Origin of the sequence: Paramicrobacterium agarici (assembly GCF_002563955.1) — a bacterium.
Taxonomy (GTDB): Bacteria; Actinomycetota; Actinomycetes; order Actinomycetales; family Microbacteriaceae; genus Paramicrobacterium; species Paramicrobacterium agarici.
Genome location: NZ_PDJE01000001.1, coordinates 714,331 through 732,431 on the forward strand (window position 1 = coordinate 714,331; position 18,101 = coordinate 732,431).

Consider the following 18,101-nt stretch of genomic DNA (forward strand, 5'->3'; position numbering starts at 1 on the left):
GCAACGCACTACGAAGGAGTAGCGATGTCCAAGAGGTTCAAAGGCATACTCGCTGCCGTCGCCCTCGGCGCGTCAGCAGCGATGACAATGACCGCGTGCAGCGGTCCGGCCCAGACACACGCCGGCGGCTCGGCCGAAGTCCCGAGCTCGATCGAGTTGGTCGTGCCCTTCTCCGCGGGAGGAGGCACCGATACATGGGCGCGGTTCGTCGCCCCGTACCTCGAGGAGAAGATCGAGGGCAATCCGAAGATCGTCGTCGAGAACCAGCCAGGCGGAGAATCGATCACCGGTGCGAACAAGTACGTCACCTCTGGCTCGACAGACGGCAGCAAGATGCTTGTCACGTCGGGCAGCACGTATCTTCCCGCCCTGCTGAATCGCGCTGAAGTGAAGTACGACTTCACCAAGCTGATTCCGATCGTCGTCAACGGAACGGGAGGCGCCGTCTACGTCTCGTCATCGACGGGTATCACCAAGGCATCCGACCTCGCCGACTTCGACAAGACCCTCACGTACGGCGGCATCAGCGCAACGGGGAACGACCTCGTCACGCTGCTCGCCATGGACGTTCTCGACATCGATATCGACGCAACGTTCGGGTTCGAAGGGCGCGGTCCTGCGCGCCTTGCGCTTGAGCGCGGCGAGGTGAATCTCGACTATCAGACGACGTCGGCATTCTTGACACAGGTGCAGCCGATGATCGACGAAGGCAAAGCGACACCGCTGTTCTCGTTCGGTGTTCCCGAAGACGGAAAGATCGTCCGCGATCCGGCAATGCCCGATCTGCCGACGCTCGAGGAAGTGTACGAGAACCTCCACGGAGAAGCCCCGAGCGGAGAAGCGTACGACGCTTACCGCGCGTTCCTCTCGGCTGCGTACTTCTATCAGAAGGGCATCTGGGTGAACGAAGGTACGGACGACGCTATCGTCACGGCAATGCGCGACGCTGCAAAGGAGCTCTCGACCGACGAGGAGTTCGTTGAGAAGAGCAAGGACGCCCTGGGCGGCTACCCGCTGATCTCGGGAACGGACGCGCAAGAAGATCTGACCGCTGCGTTCGACGTCTCGGACGCTGTCCGCAATTACACGCTCGATCTTCTGAAGAACTCGTACGACGTCACCGTCGATACGAAGTAGCCAACGAGCCGGCTGGTCGGTTCCCTGCCGACCAGCCGGCCTTTTCTCCTCTATTGCCAAGGTTGTCAATTCATGGATGCTGTTCTCTCCGGTCTCAACACTTTTCTTGACCCGTCAACACTGTTCTTTCTTGCTGCGGGAGTTATCGCCGGACTCGTCGTCGGTGTCATTCCCGGCCTCGGTGGAACAGCCGCCGTCGCGGTTCTGCTCCCCTTCATCTTCGTGCTCGACGCACCCCAGGCGATGGCGCTCATCATCGGCGCCGTCGCAGTCGTTCACCATTCCGACGCCATAGCCTCCATCCTTCTCGGCATACCGGGCTCGTCATCGGCCGCCGTACTGCTGCTTGACGGGCACGTCATGGCCAAACAGGGAAAAGGCGCAAAGGCGCTCTCCCTCGCCTTCATGTCGTCCATGGCCGGAGGCCTCATCGGCGCGATCGGGCTCACGCTCGCGATTCCGATCGCTCGCCCGCTCGTGCTCATGTTCGGGTCCCCAGAGATCTTCATGCTGACCGTGCTCGGAATCTCTCTGACCGCACTTCTCTCCAAGGGAAACTTGGTCAAGGGTCTCGTCGCGGGAGCGTTCGGCGTGCTCCTCGGGCAGGTCGGCGCCGCGCCGGCATCCCCTGACTATCGCTTCACCTTCGGCAACCTTGCCCTGTCGAACGGCCTCGATCTCGTGGCTGTCGCGTTGAGTATCTTCGGTATCGCCGAGATCATCCACCTCGTCGCGAAGAAGACGGCGGTTGCCGAGGTGACCTCGATTGGCACCGGTTGGCTCGAAGGCGTCAGGGACTTCTTCCCGAACTTCGTCCACGTGCTTCGAGGTTCGCTCGTCGGAATCTGGGCCGGAGTGCTTCCCGGTGTCGGTGCAACGGCGGGAACGTGGATGGCGTACGGCCAGGCCCAGGCAACGGCGAAGGGAAAGAGCCGCAAGAAGTTCGGCAAGGGCGACCCACGAGGCGTGATCGCCCCCGAGGGAGCGGCGAACTCGGTCGAAGCAGGCGATTTGATCCCCACGTTGCTCTTCGGGATCCCCGGCGGTGCCCCGGCAGCGCTCCTTCTGGGAGCCCTTCTGATCTTCGGCATCGAGCCGGGACCGCGCATCATCACGGATCACCTCGACCTCATTTACGTCATCATCTGGTCATTCGGCATCGCCAGCGTTGTCGGCTCCCTGCTGTGTTTCGTCATCGCGAAGCCGCTTTCGATGCTCTCGTTCGTACGATTCCCCCTTCTCGCGGCGGGTCTCATTCCGATTCTCTTCATGGCCGGATTCCAGGGGTCGCTGCAGATCCAGATGGTTCCGCTCATGCTGATCCTCGGTGTCGTTGGGTGGTTCATGAAGGAGTTCGACTACCCGAGAGCGCCGTTCCTCATCGGGTTCGTCCTCAGCATCCCGATGGAGCGCTACTACTACCTGACGGACAACCTGTACTCGTTCTCGGAGTGGGCAACGCGTCCCGGTGTGCTGGTGATGGCGGCGATTCTGCTTATTCCGATCGTCATGGCCATCGTGCGCATGATCCGCAAGCGTCTCGGATACGTGAAGGAGCAGACGTCGACCGAATCAGACCTCGGCGAAGATCATGCTCCGCGAACGTGGGCGATCGTCGTCGCGGGCATCTTCTTCATCATTTTCGCGGGTGGATTCGTCATTGCGCAGCAGTATGCAGAAGCTGCGCGTCTCATGCCGAACATCATCACGGTGCTCGGTGCGATTCTCTCGCTCGCAGCGGTGTTCAACGAAGCGCGCCGTCTCAAGAAGGGCCCGGCGCGTACCGATGAGGCTCGAGCGTCGTGGAAGAAGGTCCTCGTTGTGACCCTCGCATCGACCCTGTGGCTGCTCGGCTTCGTCGTACTCATCTACGTGTTCGGCATGGCCATCGCGTGCATCGTGTACGTTCCGCTCTTCCTGTGGTTCGTCGCGAAGGCCAAGTGGTGGGTCATTCCGATCTACACCGTGGCGCTCGTCGCGCTGCTTCTCATCGCCCAGCAGTTTGCGGGAATCTCACTGCCAGACGGCTACATCTACCTCGGTATCTAGGTGCATTCGAAGAAAGAGAACAATGACTGATCACGCTACGTCACACGACGTCTCTGAGGCAGACGTCATCATCGTCGGGGCGGGGAACGCGGCACTCGTCGCGGCTCTCTCCGCGCACGAGAGCGGAGCACGCGTCCTCGTGCTCGAGGCGGCGCCGCACGCTGAGCGAGGAGGGAACAGCCGATTCACGGGGGGAATCTTCCGCATCGCCCATGACGGCATGGACTCCCTGCTTCCGCTCATCACGGAAGAATCGGCGCAGTGGAAGGACGCCGTCGACGTCGACCCCTACACGGTCGAGACGTATCGTGAGGAGTACGCGCGCGTCTCTCGCGGGCAGCAGTCGGATACGCTCTCGTCGGCGGTGATCGAGGACTCCTACGACACGGTGTCGTGGATGGTGGAGAAGGGCGTGAAGTTCGAGCTCGCGGTGGGCAAGCTCATCGATCCCGAGAACATTGAGGAGGGTCAGCGGTACCGGCTTCCTCCTGGAGGCGCGTTCCGCGCGGCGAACGAGGGTGTGGGACTCATCGAGGATCTCTTCCGCGCTGTCGAGAACGCCGGCATCGAGGTCTGGTATAACGCGCCCGTCAGTGAGCTCATCATGCAGGGGTCGACGTGCACGGGCGTGAGGGTGCAGCGCGAAGATGTGCACCACGAGGTGCGCGGCAACGTGGTTCTCGCCTCAGGAGGCTTCGAGGCAAATCCTCAGATGCGCCAGAAGTGGCTCGGGCCAGGATGGGATCTCGTCAAGGTGCGCGGCACCCGCTTCAATACGGGGGCGGGGCTCATGGCGGCGATGGATGCTGGTGCCAAGGCCGTCGGGCACTGGGGCGGATGTCACGCTGTGCCGCTCGACGCGAATGCTCCGGATGTCGGCGACCTCCGGGTCACAGACAAAATGAGCCGGTACAGCTACCCGTTCGCTCTGCTGATCAACGCCGAGGGCGAACGGTTCGTCGACGAGGGTGAAGACCACGTCTGGCTCACCTACGCGAAGACCGGAAAGGCTGTGCGTGCTCAGACGGGCGCCTGGGCGTTCCAATTATTCGACAGCAAGACGACGCACCTTCTCGAGCCGCGCTATTCGACCGGAACTCCGATCGTTGCCGACACCGTGGCAGAACTCGCCGAGAAGCTCGGAGTTCCCGCTGATGCCGTCGAGCAGACTGTGCGGGCGTTCAACGCGGCGTGCACCGACGGCGAATTCGATCCGTTCGGACTCGATGGCCTTTCAGCGCGACCCGAGGGTCAGCCCGCGAAGTCCAACTGGGCACAGCGGATCGACAAGGGCCCATACACCGCGTACCCCGTGACGTGCGGGATCACCTTCACATACGGCGGCATCGGCGTCGATGACGAGGCGCGAGTCGTGGACTTTGCGGGGCGAGTGATGCCGGGCCTCTTTGCGACGGGCGAGGTCACGGGCGGCTTTTTCTACCACAACTATCCCGCCGGAGCGGGCCTGGTCCGAGGGGCCGTGTTCGGTCGCAAGGCCGGGCGCAATGCGGCACGTCGAGCAAAGGCTGGATCATGACAGAACTGAACGTGCTCGTGCTCAACGATGCCGAAGGACTTCTTGCCTCATCTGAGGGAATTCGGAGGATGCGGGAACATGCGAACGTGCGCGTGGTCAGTATTTCGCTCGACGACATTCCGGATGCTGAGCTCGCCGACGTTCAGGTGCTGATGGCCGTGCGCGAACGCTCAAAGCTGGGCGCCGCAGAACTCGACAGGCTGCCGAAGCTGGAGCTCGTGCTGCAGACGGGAGGTCACGCCTATCATCTGGACGGCGCGCACGCGACGGCCCGCGGCATCCCTGTCACTCTCGGCCGACGGGGGCAGGGGCCGCGGGCAGCGGTGCCCGAGCTGACCTTTGCATTGGCGATCGGCGCGCTGCGACACATCGGCACGGCAGGGGAGTCGATGCGAGCGGGCAAGTGGGAGCCGTTCCTCGGCCGAACGCTCAGCGGCCGGACGCTGGGGATTCTCGGGTACGGCCGGCACGGCAAGACGGTGGCCCGGCTCGCGAAGGCGTTCGGCATGGATGTGCTCGTCTGGAGCAGAACCGATCATGACCCCGACGAGGACGTGGAGTTCGCCCCGCTCGACGAGCTGCTGACGCGCAGCGACGTTATCAGCATCCATCTTCGCCTCAGCGATGAATCGCGAGGTCTTATCGGTGAGCGCGAACTGTCGTCGATGAAGCCCGGCTCCGTTCTCGTCAATACCGCGAGAGGAGCGATCGTCGACCAAGACGCGCTCATTGCCGCGCTCACGAATGGCCCGCTTGCGGCGGCCGGTCTCGACGTGTTCACGCACGAGCCGCTCGCGTCTGGCTCAGAGCTGCGCTCGCTTCCGAACGTCATTGCCCTTCCGCATATCGGGTGGACGGTTGAAGAGGTGTTTCTCGAGTTTGCCGAGATCGCCGCTGATCAGCTCGACGACTATCTGCGCGGTGAGCTCTCGCCGGACGAACTGCTGAACCCCGACGTTCTCGGCTAGAGATGGTCGATGACCGTCTGCGCTGCCCGCATGGTTCCTCCAATCGGGCAGCCCGACTCGTCGAGGCGAAGGTCGTGAGTCAGGAACGCCTGCTCAATCGCGGCCTCGATGCGGTCCGCCGCCGCAGAATGGCCCGTGCGTCTCAGCATCATGGCCCCGCACGCGATTTGCGACACCGGGTTCGCTGTGTCTGTGCCGGCAAGGCTCGGAGCACTGCCGTGAATCGGCTCGAAGTACGCGACGTCGGAGCCGATGTTTCCCGACCCGCACATTCCGAGACCGCCCGCGGTTGCAGCGCCAAGGTCGCTGAGAATGTCACCGAGAAAATTCTCCATCACCAGCACGTCGAACTGGGCGGGATTCTGCACAAGCGCGCCCGCGGCAGCATCCGCGTACATGTGCGTGGCCTCGATGTCGGGGTACTCGGTACTGACCTCGTCGAAGATCTGGCGAAAGAACGCAAACGACCGCAGCACGTTGCTCTTATCCACACACGTGACGCGACGCACATCGTCAGCCGGCGCGCCCGATCGCGCCCTCGCCGTCTCGAAGGCAAAGCGCACAATGCGCTCGACGCCGTGGCGGGTCATCATCATCTGGTCTGCAGCTGCGTGGTGATTGCGCACCCCCGAGCCACGGGCGAGATAGAGCCCTTCGGTGTTCTCGCGAACAATGACGTAGTCGATGTCGCGCGCGGAGTGAACAGTCGGCGAGGGAACGCCGGCCCAAAGCCTCACCGGTCTGACATTGGCGAACGTGTCGAGCCCGTTGCGCAGGAGCCCGCCGAGCAGGCCACCTTCGGTCCCGTCGGGCTTGCGTACGTCGGGAAGCCCGACGGGACCCTTGATGATGCCGTCTGCTGCACGAAGCCGATCGAGCGCCCCGGGCAGAAGAGCGGAGCCGGTCTCGCTGTAGGTCTGAGCACCGGCCCGTTCCGTCGACACGTCAAGGCGGATGCTGTCACTGAGAAGTGCTTCCGTCATGACCTGGAGCGCGGCATCGACGAGCTCGGGGCCGATCCCGTCGCCGGGGATCACCGCGATGTTGAGGGATGCCGAGTTCTGCACGGGGTTCTCGCTCTCTATGGGAAGCCGCAACCGTGCGGCACGCTGCATAACGTCATTCCTGTATACAGAAGTATGCAGGGAACTGCAAGGGCTCAGCCGAGTCGAACGGTCATCTCGACGCTGGAGAGGTTTCTTGTGAGGCAGGCTCTAAGGCGCGGTGTTGCTCCCGTCGAAGCGGATCGTGGGCCATCGGCATTTGGTTACTTGTTGCGGTCGGCGATTGGCACTAATGTATACAGCGGTATGCAAGGGGATTGGAGCGAATCATGAAGGCAGTAGACGCTGACGTCATCATTGTTGGTGGGGGAAACGCGGGGTTCAGCGCGGCCCACGCCGCGGCCGAACGCGGGCGAAGTGTGCTCGTTCTCGAGAAGGCTTCACGGGAGCGCGCGGGAGGCAACAGCTATTACACGGCGGGAGCGACTCGCGTCACGCATGGCGGTCTCGACGACGTTCGCGATTTCATCGATGCCGATGAGCGCCACAGCAGCACCGAAGTCCCGCCGTACACGCCGGAGCAGTACATCGCCGACATGGAGCGCGTCACCGAGGGACGCAACGACGCCGACCTGACGCGCGTACTCGTTGAGGACAGCCAGGGCACGATGAGGTGGCTCAGTTCACTCGGCATGCGGTACCGGCTGATGTATGAGCGGCAGGCATATGATCGCCCGGATGGCAGCTATCTCTTCTGGGGTGGTTTGCACATCGGCAACACGGGCGGTGGTGAGGGGCTCATTGCCGACCACGTGAAGATCGCCGAGTGCCTGGGCGAAACGGTGGTCTACGACTGCGACGTTACAGAGCTCATCGTCGAAGACGGGCGAGTCGTCGGCGTCGTCGCCACGCTGCCCGAGGGGCGCCGCGAGTACCGCGCTGAGTCTGTTGTTCTCGCCGCCGGAGGCTTTGAGGGCAACGTCGCCATGCGCCAGAAGTACCTCGGCGACGGTTGGCAGCACGCCAAGCTGCGCGGAACTCCGTGCAATACCGGTGCGCTCATCGAAGCCGGTTTGGGCGTGGGAGCCGCTCGCGCGGGAGACTGGGGAAGCGCACACAGCGTGCAGTGGGATGCCTTCACCCCGAACAACGAGAGCAACCGAGAGCTGACCAACCGACTTACCCGCGGCGGATACCCGAACGGCATCATCGTGAACCGCGACGGACAGCGATTCGTCGACGAGGGCGAGGACTTCCGCAACTACACGTATGCGAAGTTCGGGCGCGAGATTCTGAAGCAGCCGGGGAACGTTGCGTACCAGGTCTTCGATGCCAAGACGCGGCCGTTGCTGCGCGTTGAGGAGTACGAGATGCCCGATATTTCGGAGTACGTCAGCGAGACGCTCGATGGCCTCGCCGAAGCAGCGGGCATCGACGTCGACGGGTTGAGGCAGACCGTCGATGCATTCAACAGTGGCATCGACGAGTCGCACGACTTCGACCCGACGATCAAAGATCAGCGACGCTCTGACGTGCAGCCGCCCAAGAGCAACTGGGCGTCGTCGCTCGACACGGCACCGTTCTACGCGTACCCGGTTACCTGCGGCGTCACATTTACGTTCGGCGGCCTCAAGAGCGATGTCGACGGGCGCGTACTGACGGAATCCGGTGATCAGATTCCGGGTCTCTTCGTGTGCGGCGAGATGCTCGGAGGGCTGTTCAGCAACAACTACCCGGGGGGTACGGGACTCGCTGCGGGGATGGTCTTCGGCCGCCGTGCGGGCAGCATCGCGTGAGCTAAAGTTGGACTCGCGATGAACGAGTCTGCCTCAGCATCCGCGGGGCGAGTGAGGGACTGATGCCGAAGAGCGTATACGAGCGGTTGCGCGCTGACATCATCTCGGGTGAGTTCATGCCCGGCGATGCGCTCGCAGAAATCGCGCTCGGCGCACGATACGGCACGAGCCGAACTCCCATTCGTGAGGCTCTCCAGCGGCTCGAGTCAGACACCCTTGTGGAGCGCACGCCGAGAGGCATGCAGGTGAAGGGAAGCACTCCAGAGGAGATCCTCGATATCTACGAAGTGCGTATTGATCTCGAGGGGCTTGCGGCGCGCGCCGCAGCGAAGCGCAGGAACGAGCTCGATCTCGCGCGGATCAAGGCTGCGCGCGATGCGATGTCGAACATTGCGGACCCTGCACGTCGGGCAGATACCAATAGGGGCTTTCACGAGACGATCTGGGCGGCGAGCCATAACCAGACTCTCATCGACCAGCTTGAGCGGCTCAGTCTGCACTTGCTGCGGTACCCGACCACGACGCTCGCGGTCGAGGAGCGCTGGGAGTCGGCGCTCGCCGAGCACGATGGGCTGATCGAAGCGATTGAGAATCGCGACTCGAGTGCTGCAGAAGAGCTCGCTGAACTGCATATGTCGCGCGCCCGCGACATGAGGCTGCAGCTCTACGCGCAAGAGCGCTGAGGTGGCCCGCTCGCGGGTAGTCGCCGCGCGCGAGATCGTGCCGCTGCTCGCGCCATCGGGGGTGCATGCTTCCATGGCAGCCGGGCGCTCTCGCCGACCGGCTCGACAGATCATGAAAAAGGGGAGGGATGCTCTGACAGCATCCGCCCCTCATTGTCAGCGCCCGTAATGGTAGCGGCAGGCGGCGATGCGAACCTCGTCGGTCTCCACTTTGTAGACGAGCCTGTGCTCGTCGGTGATGCGGCGGGACCAGTACCCGCGAAAGCCGTGTTTTAACGGCTCAGGTTTGCCGATTCCCTCGTTGCCGTTTTGGGCAATGTCGCGGAGCAGCGTGTTGATGCGTTTCAGCACTTTGCGATCTTGCTGCTGCCACCATTCGTAGTCTGCCCAGGCGTCTTCATCCCAGACGTACTTCATTCGACGAGGCCGCGCTCAGTGCCGTCGCCCGATTCGAGCCGGTCGATGGCGCTCAACAGCCGACGGGCGTTTGCGGGACTTCGCAGGAGGTAGGCCGTCTCTTTGAGCGACTCGTAGTCATCAAGGGAGACGATGACCACAGGCTCGTGTCCCGCTCGCGTGATGACGACCTCTTCACGGTCGTCAGTGACCTTCGACAGAGTATCTGCATAGTTCGCGCGGGACTCTGAATAGCTCATTGTGCGCATGGTGCCTCCTTACGTACAAGATATTGTACGCGTTGGTTCTGAGAGAGAGGGGCGGATGCTGTGAAAGCATCCGCCCCTCATTCCTCGGCGCCCTACTTGCTCAGACCGTAGATCGGGTGCTTGGCCTGCTCCTCCTCGTGCTCCGGGCCGAGCGGAATGCGGGTGCGGTCGCGCAGCAGCAGCGTCGCGATGAACGCGATTGCCATGACGCCCGCGATGTACCAGGCGACGGCCTGCGACGTGCCGGTCGTCTGCACGATCCACGCCGAGATCGTGGGAGCGAACGCGCCGCCGAGCACCGCGCCGATCGCGTAGGCAATGGAGACGCCCGAGTAGCGAATGGATGCGGGGAACAGCTCGGTGAAGTACGCGGCCTGCGGTCCGTAGGTGAGGCCGTTGCCGATCGTGAATAGCGCGATTCCCACGAAGAACAGCCACGCGCTGCCCGTGTCGACGAGGGGGAACAGGAACCACACCGTGATGAGGAAGATGATCCACCCCGTGATGTACGTGCTGCGGCGCCCGATCTTGTCTGAGAGCCAGCCGCCGAACCACGTGAACACGAGCCACACAACCGACGACACCGTCACGGCGACGAGCACAGGCGTGCGCTCCATTCCCACGAGACCGCCCTCGTCGAGCGGACGCGTGGCGTAGCCCTGCAGGAATCCGCCGGTCGTCATGTACCCGGCCGCGTTGTTGCCGGCGAAGGTGAGCGCGGCGAGAATCACGAGCAGCCAGTGCTTGCGGAACAGCTGGATGATCGGCATCGACGCCTTCTCCTTCTTCGCCGCCATCTCGGCGAAGACCGGGGACTCGTCGACGCTGCGGCGCACGATGATTCCGACGACAACGAGAACGATGCTCAGAAGGAACGGAACGCGCCAGCCCCACTCGACGAACGCCTCACCGGGAGAGATGACGCCCGTCATGAGAGCCAGCATGCCCGACGCGAGCAGCAGCCCGAGCGGCACGCCCATCTGCGGGAACGCGCCGAAGCGACCGCGCTTGTCAGCAGGAGCGTGCTCGACGGCCATGAGCACGGCGCCGCCCCACTCGCCGCCCGTCGAGAGGCCCTGCAGAATGCGCAGCAGCACGAGCAGGATCGGCGCAGCGGCCCCGATCACGGCGTGCGTGGGCAGCAGGCCGATGAGAGTGGTGGATGCTCCCATGAGAATGAGCGTCCACACGAGCATGGTCTTGCGCCCGATCTTGTCGCCGAGGTGGCCGGCGATGAAGGCGCCGAGCGGGCGGAAGAGGAAGCTCACTCCCACAGATGCGAATGACAGGAGGATCGCCGCCTGCGGCCCGAGCGGCTCGAAGTAGAGCGACGCGAAGAGCAGACCCGCGGCATTGGCGTAGAGGAAGAAGTCGTACCACTCGATCGTCGTGCCGATAATCGTCGCAATGGCGACTCTCTTCATATCCGTTGGAGTCGCCTCGGCAACTCTCGACGTCTCAGACATCGTTGACTCCCTTGTCGTTAGCTTGTCGGTGTAACACGCTGTGCTTTCAGCGCACGATCACGACTCAGATCATATACGACCTGAGATACGGTGAAAAGTCATTTTGTATACGATGCATAACAATCGCGCCCAAGCGAACGAGAACGGGTGCCAGAGCAGCGCCGCGAAAGGCACCGAGCAGGGAGGCAGGCGCGCCGCAGCAGCGCACAGCAAGATGGTGCGTGGGCGTCATGGAGACGCGTGCGATTGCCACGCCATTGCCACGTCGCAGCGCGGTGTGGGTCACACGTGGGTCACGGATGCCGCGGGCGCAGCGCCGCGACGAGCACGGCGACCACGACGCTCACTGCCGCGAGAACCGTGAAGCTCGCGGGAAACGAGCTTGCCGTGGCGATCGTGCCGACGACAACCGACCCGAGACCGGTGCCGAGGTCGAACCCCGCGTTCCACACAACGCTCACGACGTTGCGCGCCCGGTCGCCGGCCGCGGCGAACGCCTCGACGAGCGTGACGTTCTGCAGCCCGCCGTACGCCGTTCCGATGAACGCCGCGCCGGCGAGAAGCAGCGTCGTGGCGACAGCATCCGCTGAGCTTGCCACGCCCCACGCGACGCCGCCGGCACCGAGCGCTGCGACCAGGAGCAGCGGGGCGATGAAGCGACGCGCGCCGAACCGGTCGGCGATGCCGCCGAAGATCCACCGCGAGAGCGCGCCGAGGCCCGTGAGCGCGAGCAGGGCGCCGACAGCTGTCGACGTGCTGGTGAGCATGGTCGGCGCGAACGTCAGCACGGCGCCGCCGGTGCACGTGATGGTGAGCAGCGCGACGATCGGCATGACGACGGCGCGCGTGCGCACGGCGGCGATGCGTGAGCCCTGCGGCGCGACGTCGAGGGGCGACGTCTTGGGCGCTGGCACCGTGGCGAGGCGGCGGCCGAGCACGACAGCGAACGGCAGGGCGACGATCGGAGCGAGGCCGAGCAGAAAGACGACGGCAGGGCTGACGTTCTCGGCAAGCCACGGCGCTGCAGGGATCAGCACGAACTGCGGCACGGCAATCGCGAGTCCGTATGCGCCGATCGCCCGGCCGCGGCGCTTCGGCTCGACGAGAGCCGCGACAGCGGACGAGCCGCACACGGTGATGATGCCGAAGCCGATGCCGCGCACCACGGCGAGCGCGAGAATGAGCGGCAGCTGGTCGGAGAGCAGGTGCACCGCAGACGGCAGCCCCAGGCAGAGCAGCCCGATCACCAGCATCCGCGACCACCCGAGCAGGCGAAGGCCCGGCGCGACGAGCATCTGCGTCGCCACGGTCGAGAGCATGAGCAGCCCGTTGACGAGCCCGCTGCCGAAGCTGTCGGCTCCGCCCATGGTCGCCCACAACGGTGCAACGGGCATAAGCAGTGAGAATCCGCTGAACGCAAGGGCCGTCGTCAGAAGCAGCGGGGGCATGCCCGGCAGCGTCCAGACAGACGGCTTGCGCTCGGTCACCCGGCCTCCCCTCCCGCGAATCGGCACTCGAGAAAGCCTATCGGTGCTGCGGCGCACGAACGGGGCGGATGCTGTCGCGGTGGCGACAGCATCCGGAATCGCTTTCTGGGTCTACGCCGGCTGCGTGAGCGCTTCGGGGAGGTGCTGCGCGTGCGCTTGCGTGAGCTCGTCGCAGATGCGCCACAGCGTCTCGGGGGAGACGCTCGACGTGGCGTTCGGGTCGGCGAGGAGCGCCTGGCGCACGAGCGTCGGGTTCTCGGTGCGGGCTGCCTCGATGGCTGCCCCCGCGACGGCGGCGTATGCGCGATTCACGGTGACGCACTCTGTCGGCAGGTCGCCCATGGGCACGGGGTGCACGCCCTGCTCGTCAATGATGCACGGCACCTCGACGACCTGCGCCTCGGGCAGGTTGCTGATCAGCCCGGCGTTGGCGATGTTCGCGTGGATCTCACGCCGCGTTCCCGTGACGATCGAGTGGATGAGCTGCGGGGCGTACTCGGTCGCGTCGTTCTCGAGCTCGATGTCCTGCCCGCTGTCGAGCGCGGCGCGGGTGTGCTCGAATTCGGCGACGTTCTCTTCGCTGATCTGCAGGTACTCGAGCGGCGTGAGCCGGTACTTCTCGCGCTGCGACTCCGACCGCAGAAACCACGAGAGGTACTCTGCCGAGTGCTCGCTCGTCTCGGTGGGGTAGTAGCCCACACGGCGAAAGATCTCGGCCCGCACGCGGCGCTGCAGTTGAGGGTCGTCGTCGATGCGCTGCTTCAGGCGCGGGTAGAGGTCGTCGCCGTCGAGCGTCGTCCACTCCAGCAACCACGACTGGTGGTTAAGTCCCGCTGCACGATACCGCGTCTGTGAGACATCGAGCCCGACGAGCTCTGCGAGGTCATGCGCCGTCCAGTACACGCTGTGGCACAGACCGATCGTGCGGATGCTCGGAGCGACGAGGTTCGCCCACCACACGTTCATGGTCATGGGGTTCGTGTAGTTGAGAAAGTATGCGTTGGGGCAGACCTGCTCCATGTCGCGGAGAATCTGCGTGAGCACGGGAAAGGTGCGCAGTCCGCGGAACACGCCGCCGACGCCCGTCGTGTCTCCGATGGTCTGCAGCAGCCCGTGCTTCGCAGGAACCTCGAGATCGGCGCGCGTCCCCTCGATACCGCCCACTTGGATCATGTTGATCACGAAGTCGGCGCCCTCCAGAGCCTGACGGCGGTCAGCGGATGCTGTCACGCGAGCGTGTGCGCCCAGCTTCTGTGACACGAAGGCCGCCGTCGCCTCCGCCACACGAAGACGTTCGGCGTCGATGTCGTGAAGGGCGATCTCGATCTCGTCGAACTCGGGGTAGCGCAGAAGGTCGGTGAGCAGCTGCTTGGTGAAGACGACGCTTCCAGCGCCGATGAAAGTCACACGGGTCATACACACATTGTGACCGCATCGATCACATTCCTCGTCAAAACGGTCACTTTTGATGAGCGGGAACGGGTGCCGCGGCCGCTGCGTTCCGCGCGGTAGTGCGGTGTTTTGCGGGAAACCGTCGCGCAGTGCTCTGCGCAACCCGATCGCTTTTCTGAGCGAATCTGTGATCAAATATGACTCATGAACCCCGCCATGCCGTCGTCAAGCCAGCCTCTCGTCGCCTCAGCCAAGCGATCGGCACGCCTCTCGGCGATCCTCAGCGCGCTCGCCGAGTCCTCGACCGTCACGCTCGCCGAGCTCACCGACATGCTCAAGGCCTCCCCGGCGACCATCAGGCGCGACCTCGCGCTGCTCGAGGCGCAGGGCTTTCTCACCCGGACCCACGGCGGAGCGCAGGCGACCGAGATGAAGGCCGAGCTGCCCGTGCGGTATCGGGACTCCACCGAACGCGACGCGAAGGTGGCGATCGCGCGCAAGGCCGCCGAGTTGATTCCGGGCGGCCGGCAGGCGATCGCGATCGGCGGCGGCAGCACCGCGGCGGAGGTCGCCCGCAATCTCACGGCGCGCACCGATCTCACAATCGTCACCAACTCGCTCACGACCGCCTACGAGCTCGCGTCACGCAGCAAGGTCAAGGTCGTCATGACCGGCGGCGTGATCCGCCCGACATCGTTTGAACTCGTCGGCTCGCTCGCCGAAGGCGCGCTCAACGCCATCAACGTCGCCATGACGGTCATCGGAGCCGACGGCATCACGGCGGCGAACGGACTCACGACCTTCGACGACATTGAGGCGCGCACGAATCGCTCGATGGTGACGCACGCGGGGCGCGTTGTTGTGGTCGCCGACAGCACGAAGCTCGGGGAGGTGCGCCTCGCTCGCGTCGCCGACCTCAGCGAAGTGACCGATCTCGTCATCGACGATGACGCCGACGCCGACGAGCTCGCCAAGATCGAGAAGCTCGGCGTACGCGTGCACCGCGTTCGGGCGTAGGGGCGGTCGGCGCAGCGCGTCAGCGATCCGTGATCGCGGCCGCCAGGCGCTCGACGCCATAGGCGAAGGCTGTGTCGACATCGCCTCCGAGGTGGAACGAGCCATTGAGCTCCATAGCGATGAAACCCGTGGCCCAGGCGGTGAACGTGCGTGCCGCCTCAAGCACGTTGTCGTGGTCGACGATTTCGGCGACGGCGTCGAAGAGCGGTGCACTGCTGGTCTCGAGCAGCTCACGTGAGGGCGGCTCCGTGGTGAGCGGCGTGAACACCAGCAGGTACGCGGCCGTTCGTGCGCGGGCGAACTCCCGCAGTGCCGTGACGATGGCCCTAAGCCGCTCTCGTGGATCGCCTCCGGGGTCGGCCTGGGCGAGCGCCGCGCCCAGCTCGGTGACGGCGGCCTCGGCGATGAGGCGGATCAGCTCGTCGCGATTGCGCACTCGCTTGTAGAGCGAGGGAGGCCGCACCCCGACGCGCTCGGCGACGGCGGCCATCGTGACGGCGTCGAGACCATCGCTTTCGAGAATGTGCTGACCGGCGGCCACGATGGCCGGAAGTGATGTGCGGTCGGGGGTGGGCATGAATCGAGTATAGCTATTGCGCGTAGCCATGATGGCTATGTATCGTAGCCATCATGGAACTGGCACCCGGACTCCGCCGCATCGGCAACGACATCATCGCGGCGCACCTCATCGTCGACGACAGCGGCATCACCCTCATTGATGCCGGACTTGCCGGTCACTGGCGAGACCTGCAGCGCGAGCTGGCAGAGATTGGCAGATCGCCCGCCGACATCCGGGGTGTCGTTCTCACACACGGCGACAGCGACCACATCGGCTTCGCCGAGCGACTGCGCCGCGACTTCGGCGTTCCCGTTTTCGTGCACGAGGCGGATGCTGCGCGAGCACGCGGCGAGGAGTCGACAAAGCCCGCGTGGGGCGGCGCCAAGATCGCACCCGTGCTGCGCTTTCTCGCGTACTCGATCCGCAAGGACGGCTTGCGCACGACGCACCTGAGCGAGGTGCGGACGGTCGCGGACGGTGACGCGCTCGAACTTCCCGGCTCTCCGAAGGTCATCGGGCTTCCCGGCCATTCGCCGGGGAGCATCGCGATTCACGTTCCCTCCTTCTCCGCGCTCTTCGTGGGCGACGGACTCACGACGGGGCACGTGCTCACCGGCAGCCGCGGACCGCAGCCGGCTCCGTTCACCGACGATCCGACTGCGGCCGCAGCATCCCTCACCCGCCTCGAGACCGAGCTCGGCGCTGAGTGGAGCGGCTGGATCATTCCCGGGCACGGTGCGCCCTGGCGCGGAAGCATCGCCGAGCTGCTTCACGCGTACCGCTCTACGCAGTCAGGCTGAGCAGCATCCTGGCCTGGATCTGGGCCTCGTGAGCGGTCCTCGCGGGCTGAACGATCACTCGGAATGCGCGCATCAAGCAGTTTTATGAGCGAAAGATTGCTCAAAACGCTACGTCGTGTCAGATTCACTGTGACGGGAAGCATCCGCCCACCTGAACCTTCTGCTTCCCGCTCCCTTCACAGGTGAAGCCGAAAGGGTCAACAATGACGTACCACCCACAGCTCAAACGAACAGGGCTCAAACGCACCGCTCTCGTCGGCGCGGCCATCGCGGCCGTCAGCGCACTGACGCTGACCGGCTGCGGCGGCCAGCAAGGCGCGACGACGCTCGACAAAGACGCTCCCGTGACGATCACGATGTGGTCGGGGCAGACCGACGAGGCCCAAGACCTCATCGAGAAGCTCGCGGCCGAGTTCGAAGACGAGCACTCCAATGTCACGATCGAGCTCTCGGCCGGGGCCTCATCGACCGAGCAGCTGCTGCAGAAGCTCTCGGCCGGATTCGCCGGCAACAGCTACCCCGACATCTCGTACGCGTTCGGCGCTTGGGCGAGCCAGCTCGAAGCATCGGGACGCACACTCGACATCACCGACAAGGTAAACGAGCCCGACGTCCAATGGGAGGAGTTCTCGGAGGCCGCCCGCAAGACCGTGCAGCCGACCGGGGAGAAGACCATTGGATTCCCCGCCATCGTCGACAACCTCTCGCTCATCTACAACAAGACCCTGTTCGACAAAGCGGGTCTCGACTACCCCGACGAGAACTGGTCATGGGACGACTTCAGGGATGCTGCGAAGACGCTGACCGACCCGGCGTCGAACACCTACGGCTACGGCTACTCGGTGTCGGGATCTGAAGAGACGACGTGGCAGTTCTGGCCGCACCTGTGGCAGAACGGCGGCGAGATCCTCAGCGACGACCAGCAGACCGCGGCGTTCGACTCAGAGGCCGGCGTCGAAGCGCTGACCTTTCTGCAGGACATGGCCGTCACTGACAAGAGCGTCTACCTCGACCAGACCGACACGAAGTTCGGGCAGCTGTTCGCGAGCGACCGCATCGGCATGATCACGTCGGGCCCCTGGCAGCTCTACGACCTCGTGAAGGCCGGCACCGACTACGGCGTGACCGTGCTGCCGGGAACCGACGGCGACCACCAGACGGTCTCCGGCCCCGACATCTGGGCGCTCTTCGACCACAAGGACGCCAACCGCGAATACTGGTCGTACGAGTTCGTGAAGTGGCTGACGAGCGCCGAGCAGGACGTGCGCTGGAACGTCGCGATCGGCAACCTGCCATTGCGCTCGAGCGAGGTCGACTCCGAGGAGTTCGCCGAGCAGGCGGCGCAGTACCCCGGCCTCGAGATCATGGCCGCCAACAACGAGAACGCACAGAAGGCGCGGCCCACCGTTCCCGGCTACGTCAACCTCTCTGAGGCGATCGGCAGCGCAATCTCGCAAGTGCTACAGGGCCAGTCCGACCCGGCAGAGGCGCTCAAGGCCGCAGCCGAGAAGGCGAACGAGAAGCTCGGGGACTCGAAGTAG

16 protein-coding genes are annotated in these 18,101 nt (G+C 64.5%); 9 read left to right on the forward strand and 7 right to left on the reverse strand.

Features of this window, described 5'->3' with window-relative positions:
* Positions 1-24: 24 nt before the first annotated feature.
* The 4 genes from ATJ78_RS03620 to ATJ78_RS03635 all read left to right on the forward strand — a co-directional run bounded on the left by ATJ78_RS03620 (position 25) and on the right by ATJ78_RS03635 (position 5,691).
* Positions 25-1,137: a type 2 periplasmic-binding domain-containing protein gene (locus ATJ78_RS03620; RefSeq protein ID WP_098406353.1), complete on the forward strand. Its 1,113-nt coding sequence runs from the start codon at positions 25-27 to the stop codon at positions 1,135-1,137.
* A 72-nt stretch (positions 1,138-1,209) separates the two neighbouring features.
* Complete coding sequence (locus ATJ78_RS03625) at positions 1,210-3,186, forward strand: tripartite tricarboxylate transporter permease (protein WP_098406354.1); 1,977 nt, start codon at positions 1,210-1,212, stop codon at positions 3,184-3,186.
* Between the two features lie 22 nt (positions 3,187-3,208).
* Positions 3,209-4,723 (forward strand): FAD-dependent tricarballylate dehydrogenase TcuA, encoded by a 1,515-nt coding sequence (gene tcuA, locus ATJ78_RS03630; protein ID WP_098406355.1) that lies wholly within the window; start codon positions 3,209-3,211, stop codon positions 4,721-4,723.
* Positions 4,720-5,691: an NAD(P)-dependent oxidoreductase gene (locus tag ATJ78_RS03635; protein WP_098406356.1), complete on the forward strand. Its 972-nt coding sequence runs from the start codon at positions 4,720-4,722 to the stop codon at positions 5,689-5,691. The genes tcuA (ATJ78_RS03630) and ATJ78_RS03635 overlap by 4 nt, the downstream gene beginning before the upstream one ends.
* Here ATJ78_RS03635 and ATJ78_RS03640 read toward each other — a convergent pair.
* Positions 5,688-6,806, reverse strand: coding sequence for an isocitrate/isopropylmalate dehydrogenase family protein (locus ATJ78_RS03640; protein ID WP_098406357.1), 1,119 nt, complete (start codon positions 6,804-6,806; stop codon positions 5,688-5,690). The genes ATJ78_RS03635 and ATJ78_RS03640 overlap by 4 nt on opposite strands.
* 218 nt (positions 6,807-7,024) lie before the next feature.
* Between ATJ78_RS03640 and tcuA (ATJ78_RS03645) the strand changes: the two genes are divergently transcribed.
* Complete coding sequence (gene tcuA / locus ATJ78_RS03645; RefSeq protein ID WP_098406358.1) at positions 7,025-8,491, forward strand: FAD-dependent tricarballylate dehydrogenase TcuA; 1,467 nt, start codon at positions 7,025-7,027, stop codon at positions 8,489-8,491.
* Positions 8,492-8,553: 62 nt separating this feature from the next.
* Positions 8,554-9,174 (forward strand): GntR family transcriptional regulator, encoded by a 621-nt coding sequence (locus ATJ78_RS03650; RefSeq protein ID WP_098406359.1) that lies wholly within the window; start codon positions 8,554-8,556, stop codon positions 9,172-9,174.
* 156 nt (positions 9,175-9,330) lie between these two features.
* Here ATJ78_RS03650 and ATJ78_RS03655 read toward each other — a convergent pair whose 3' ends face one another.
* The 5 genes from ATJ78_RS03655 to melA form a co-directional block, all read right to left on the reverse strand.
* Positions 9,331-9,591 carry a Txe/YoeB family addiction module toxin gene (locus tag ATJ78_RS03655; RefSeq protein ID WP_098406360.1) on the reverse strand — a complete coding sequence of 87 codons (261 nt, stop codon included), beginning with the start codon at positions 9,589-9,591 and terminating at the stop codon, positions 9,331-9,333.
* Positions 9,588-9,839, reverse strand: a complete 252-nt coding sequence (locus ATJ78_RS03660; RefSeq protein ID WP_098406361.1) for a type II toxin-antitoxin system Phd/YefM family antitoxin — start codon at positions 9,837-9,839, stop codon at positions 9,588-9,590. The genes ATJ78_RS03655 and ATJ78_RS03660 overlap by 4 nt, the downstream gene beginning before the upstream one ends.
* Positions 9,840-9,931: 92 nt before the next feature.
* Complete coding sequence (locus ATJ78_RS03665) at positions 9,932-11,305, reverse strand: MFS transporter (protein WP_098406362.1); 1,374 nt, start codon at positions 11,303-11,305, stop codon at positions 9,932-9,934.
* 293 nt (positions 11,306-11,598) lie between these two features.
* Positions 11,599-12,792 (reverse strand): MFS transporter, encoded by a 1,194-nt coding sequence (locus tag ATJ78_RS03670; protein ID WP_245836192.1) that lies wholly within the window; start codon positions 12,790-12,792, stop codon positions 11,599-11,601.
* Positions 12,793-12,903: 111 nt separating this feature from the next.
* The gene (gene melA / locus ATJ78_RS03675; protein ID WP_098406363.1) at positions 12,904-14,208 is read right to left on the reverse strand and encodes an alpha-galactosidase; all 1,305 of its coding nucleotides are present in this window, start codon (positions 14,206-14,208) and stop codon (positions 12,904-12,906) included.
* Between the two features lie 180 nt (positions 14,209-14,388).
* Here melA and ATJ78_RS03680 point away from each other — a divergent pair, with 180 nt between their 5' ends.
* Positions 14,389-15,201 carry a DeoR/GlpR family DNA-binding transcription regulator gene (locus ATJ78_RS03680; RefSeq protein WP_245836193.1) on the forward strand — a complete coding sequence of 271 codons (813 nt, stop codon included), beginning with the start codon at positions 14,389-14,391 and terminating at the stop codon, positions 15,199-15,201.
* 19 nt (positions 15,202-15,220) lie between these two features.
* Here ATJ78_RS03680 and ATJ78_RS03685 read toward each other — a convergent pair whose 3' ends face one another.
* Entirely contained in the window at positions 15,221-15,778 is a 558-nt protein-coding gene (locus tag ATJ78_RS03685; RefSeq protein WP_098406365.1) for a TetR/AcrR family transcriptional regulator, read from the reverse strand.
* Between the two features lie 53 nt (positions 15,779-15,831).
* Here ATJ78_RS03685 and ATJ78_RS03690 point away from each other — a divergent pair, with 53 nt between their 5' ends.
* Positions 15,832-16,560, forward strand: a complete 729-nt coding sequence (locus ATJ78_RS03690; RefSeq protein WP_098406366.1) for an MBL fold metallo-hydrolase — start codon at positions 15,832-15,834, stop codon at positions 16,558-16,560.
* Positions 16,561-16,763: 203 nt separating this feature from the next.
* The gene (locus tag ATJ78_RS03695) at positions 16,764-18,101 is read left to right on the forward strand and encodes an ABC transporter substrate-binding protein (RefSeq protein ID WP_098406367.1); all 1,338 of its coding nucleotides are present in this window, start codon (positions 16,764-16,766) and stop codon (positions 18,099-18,101) included.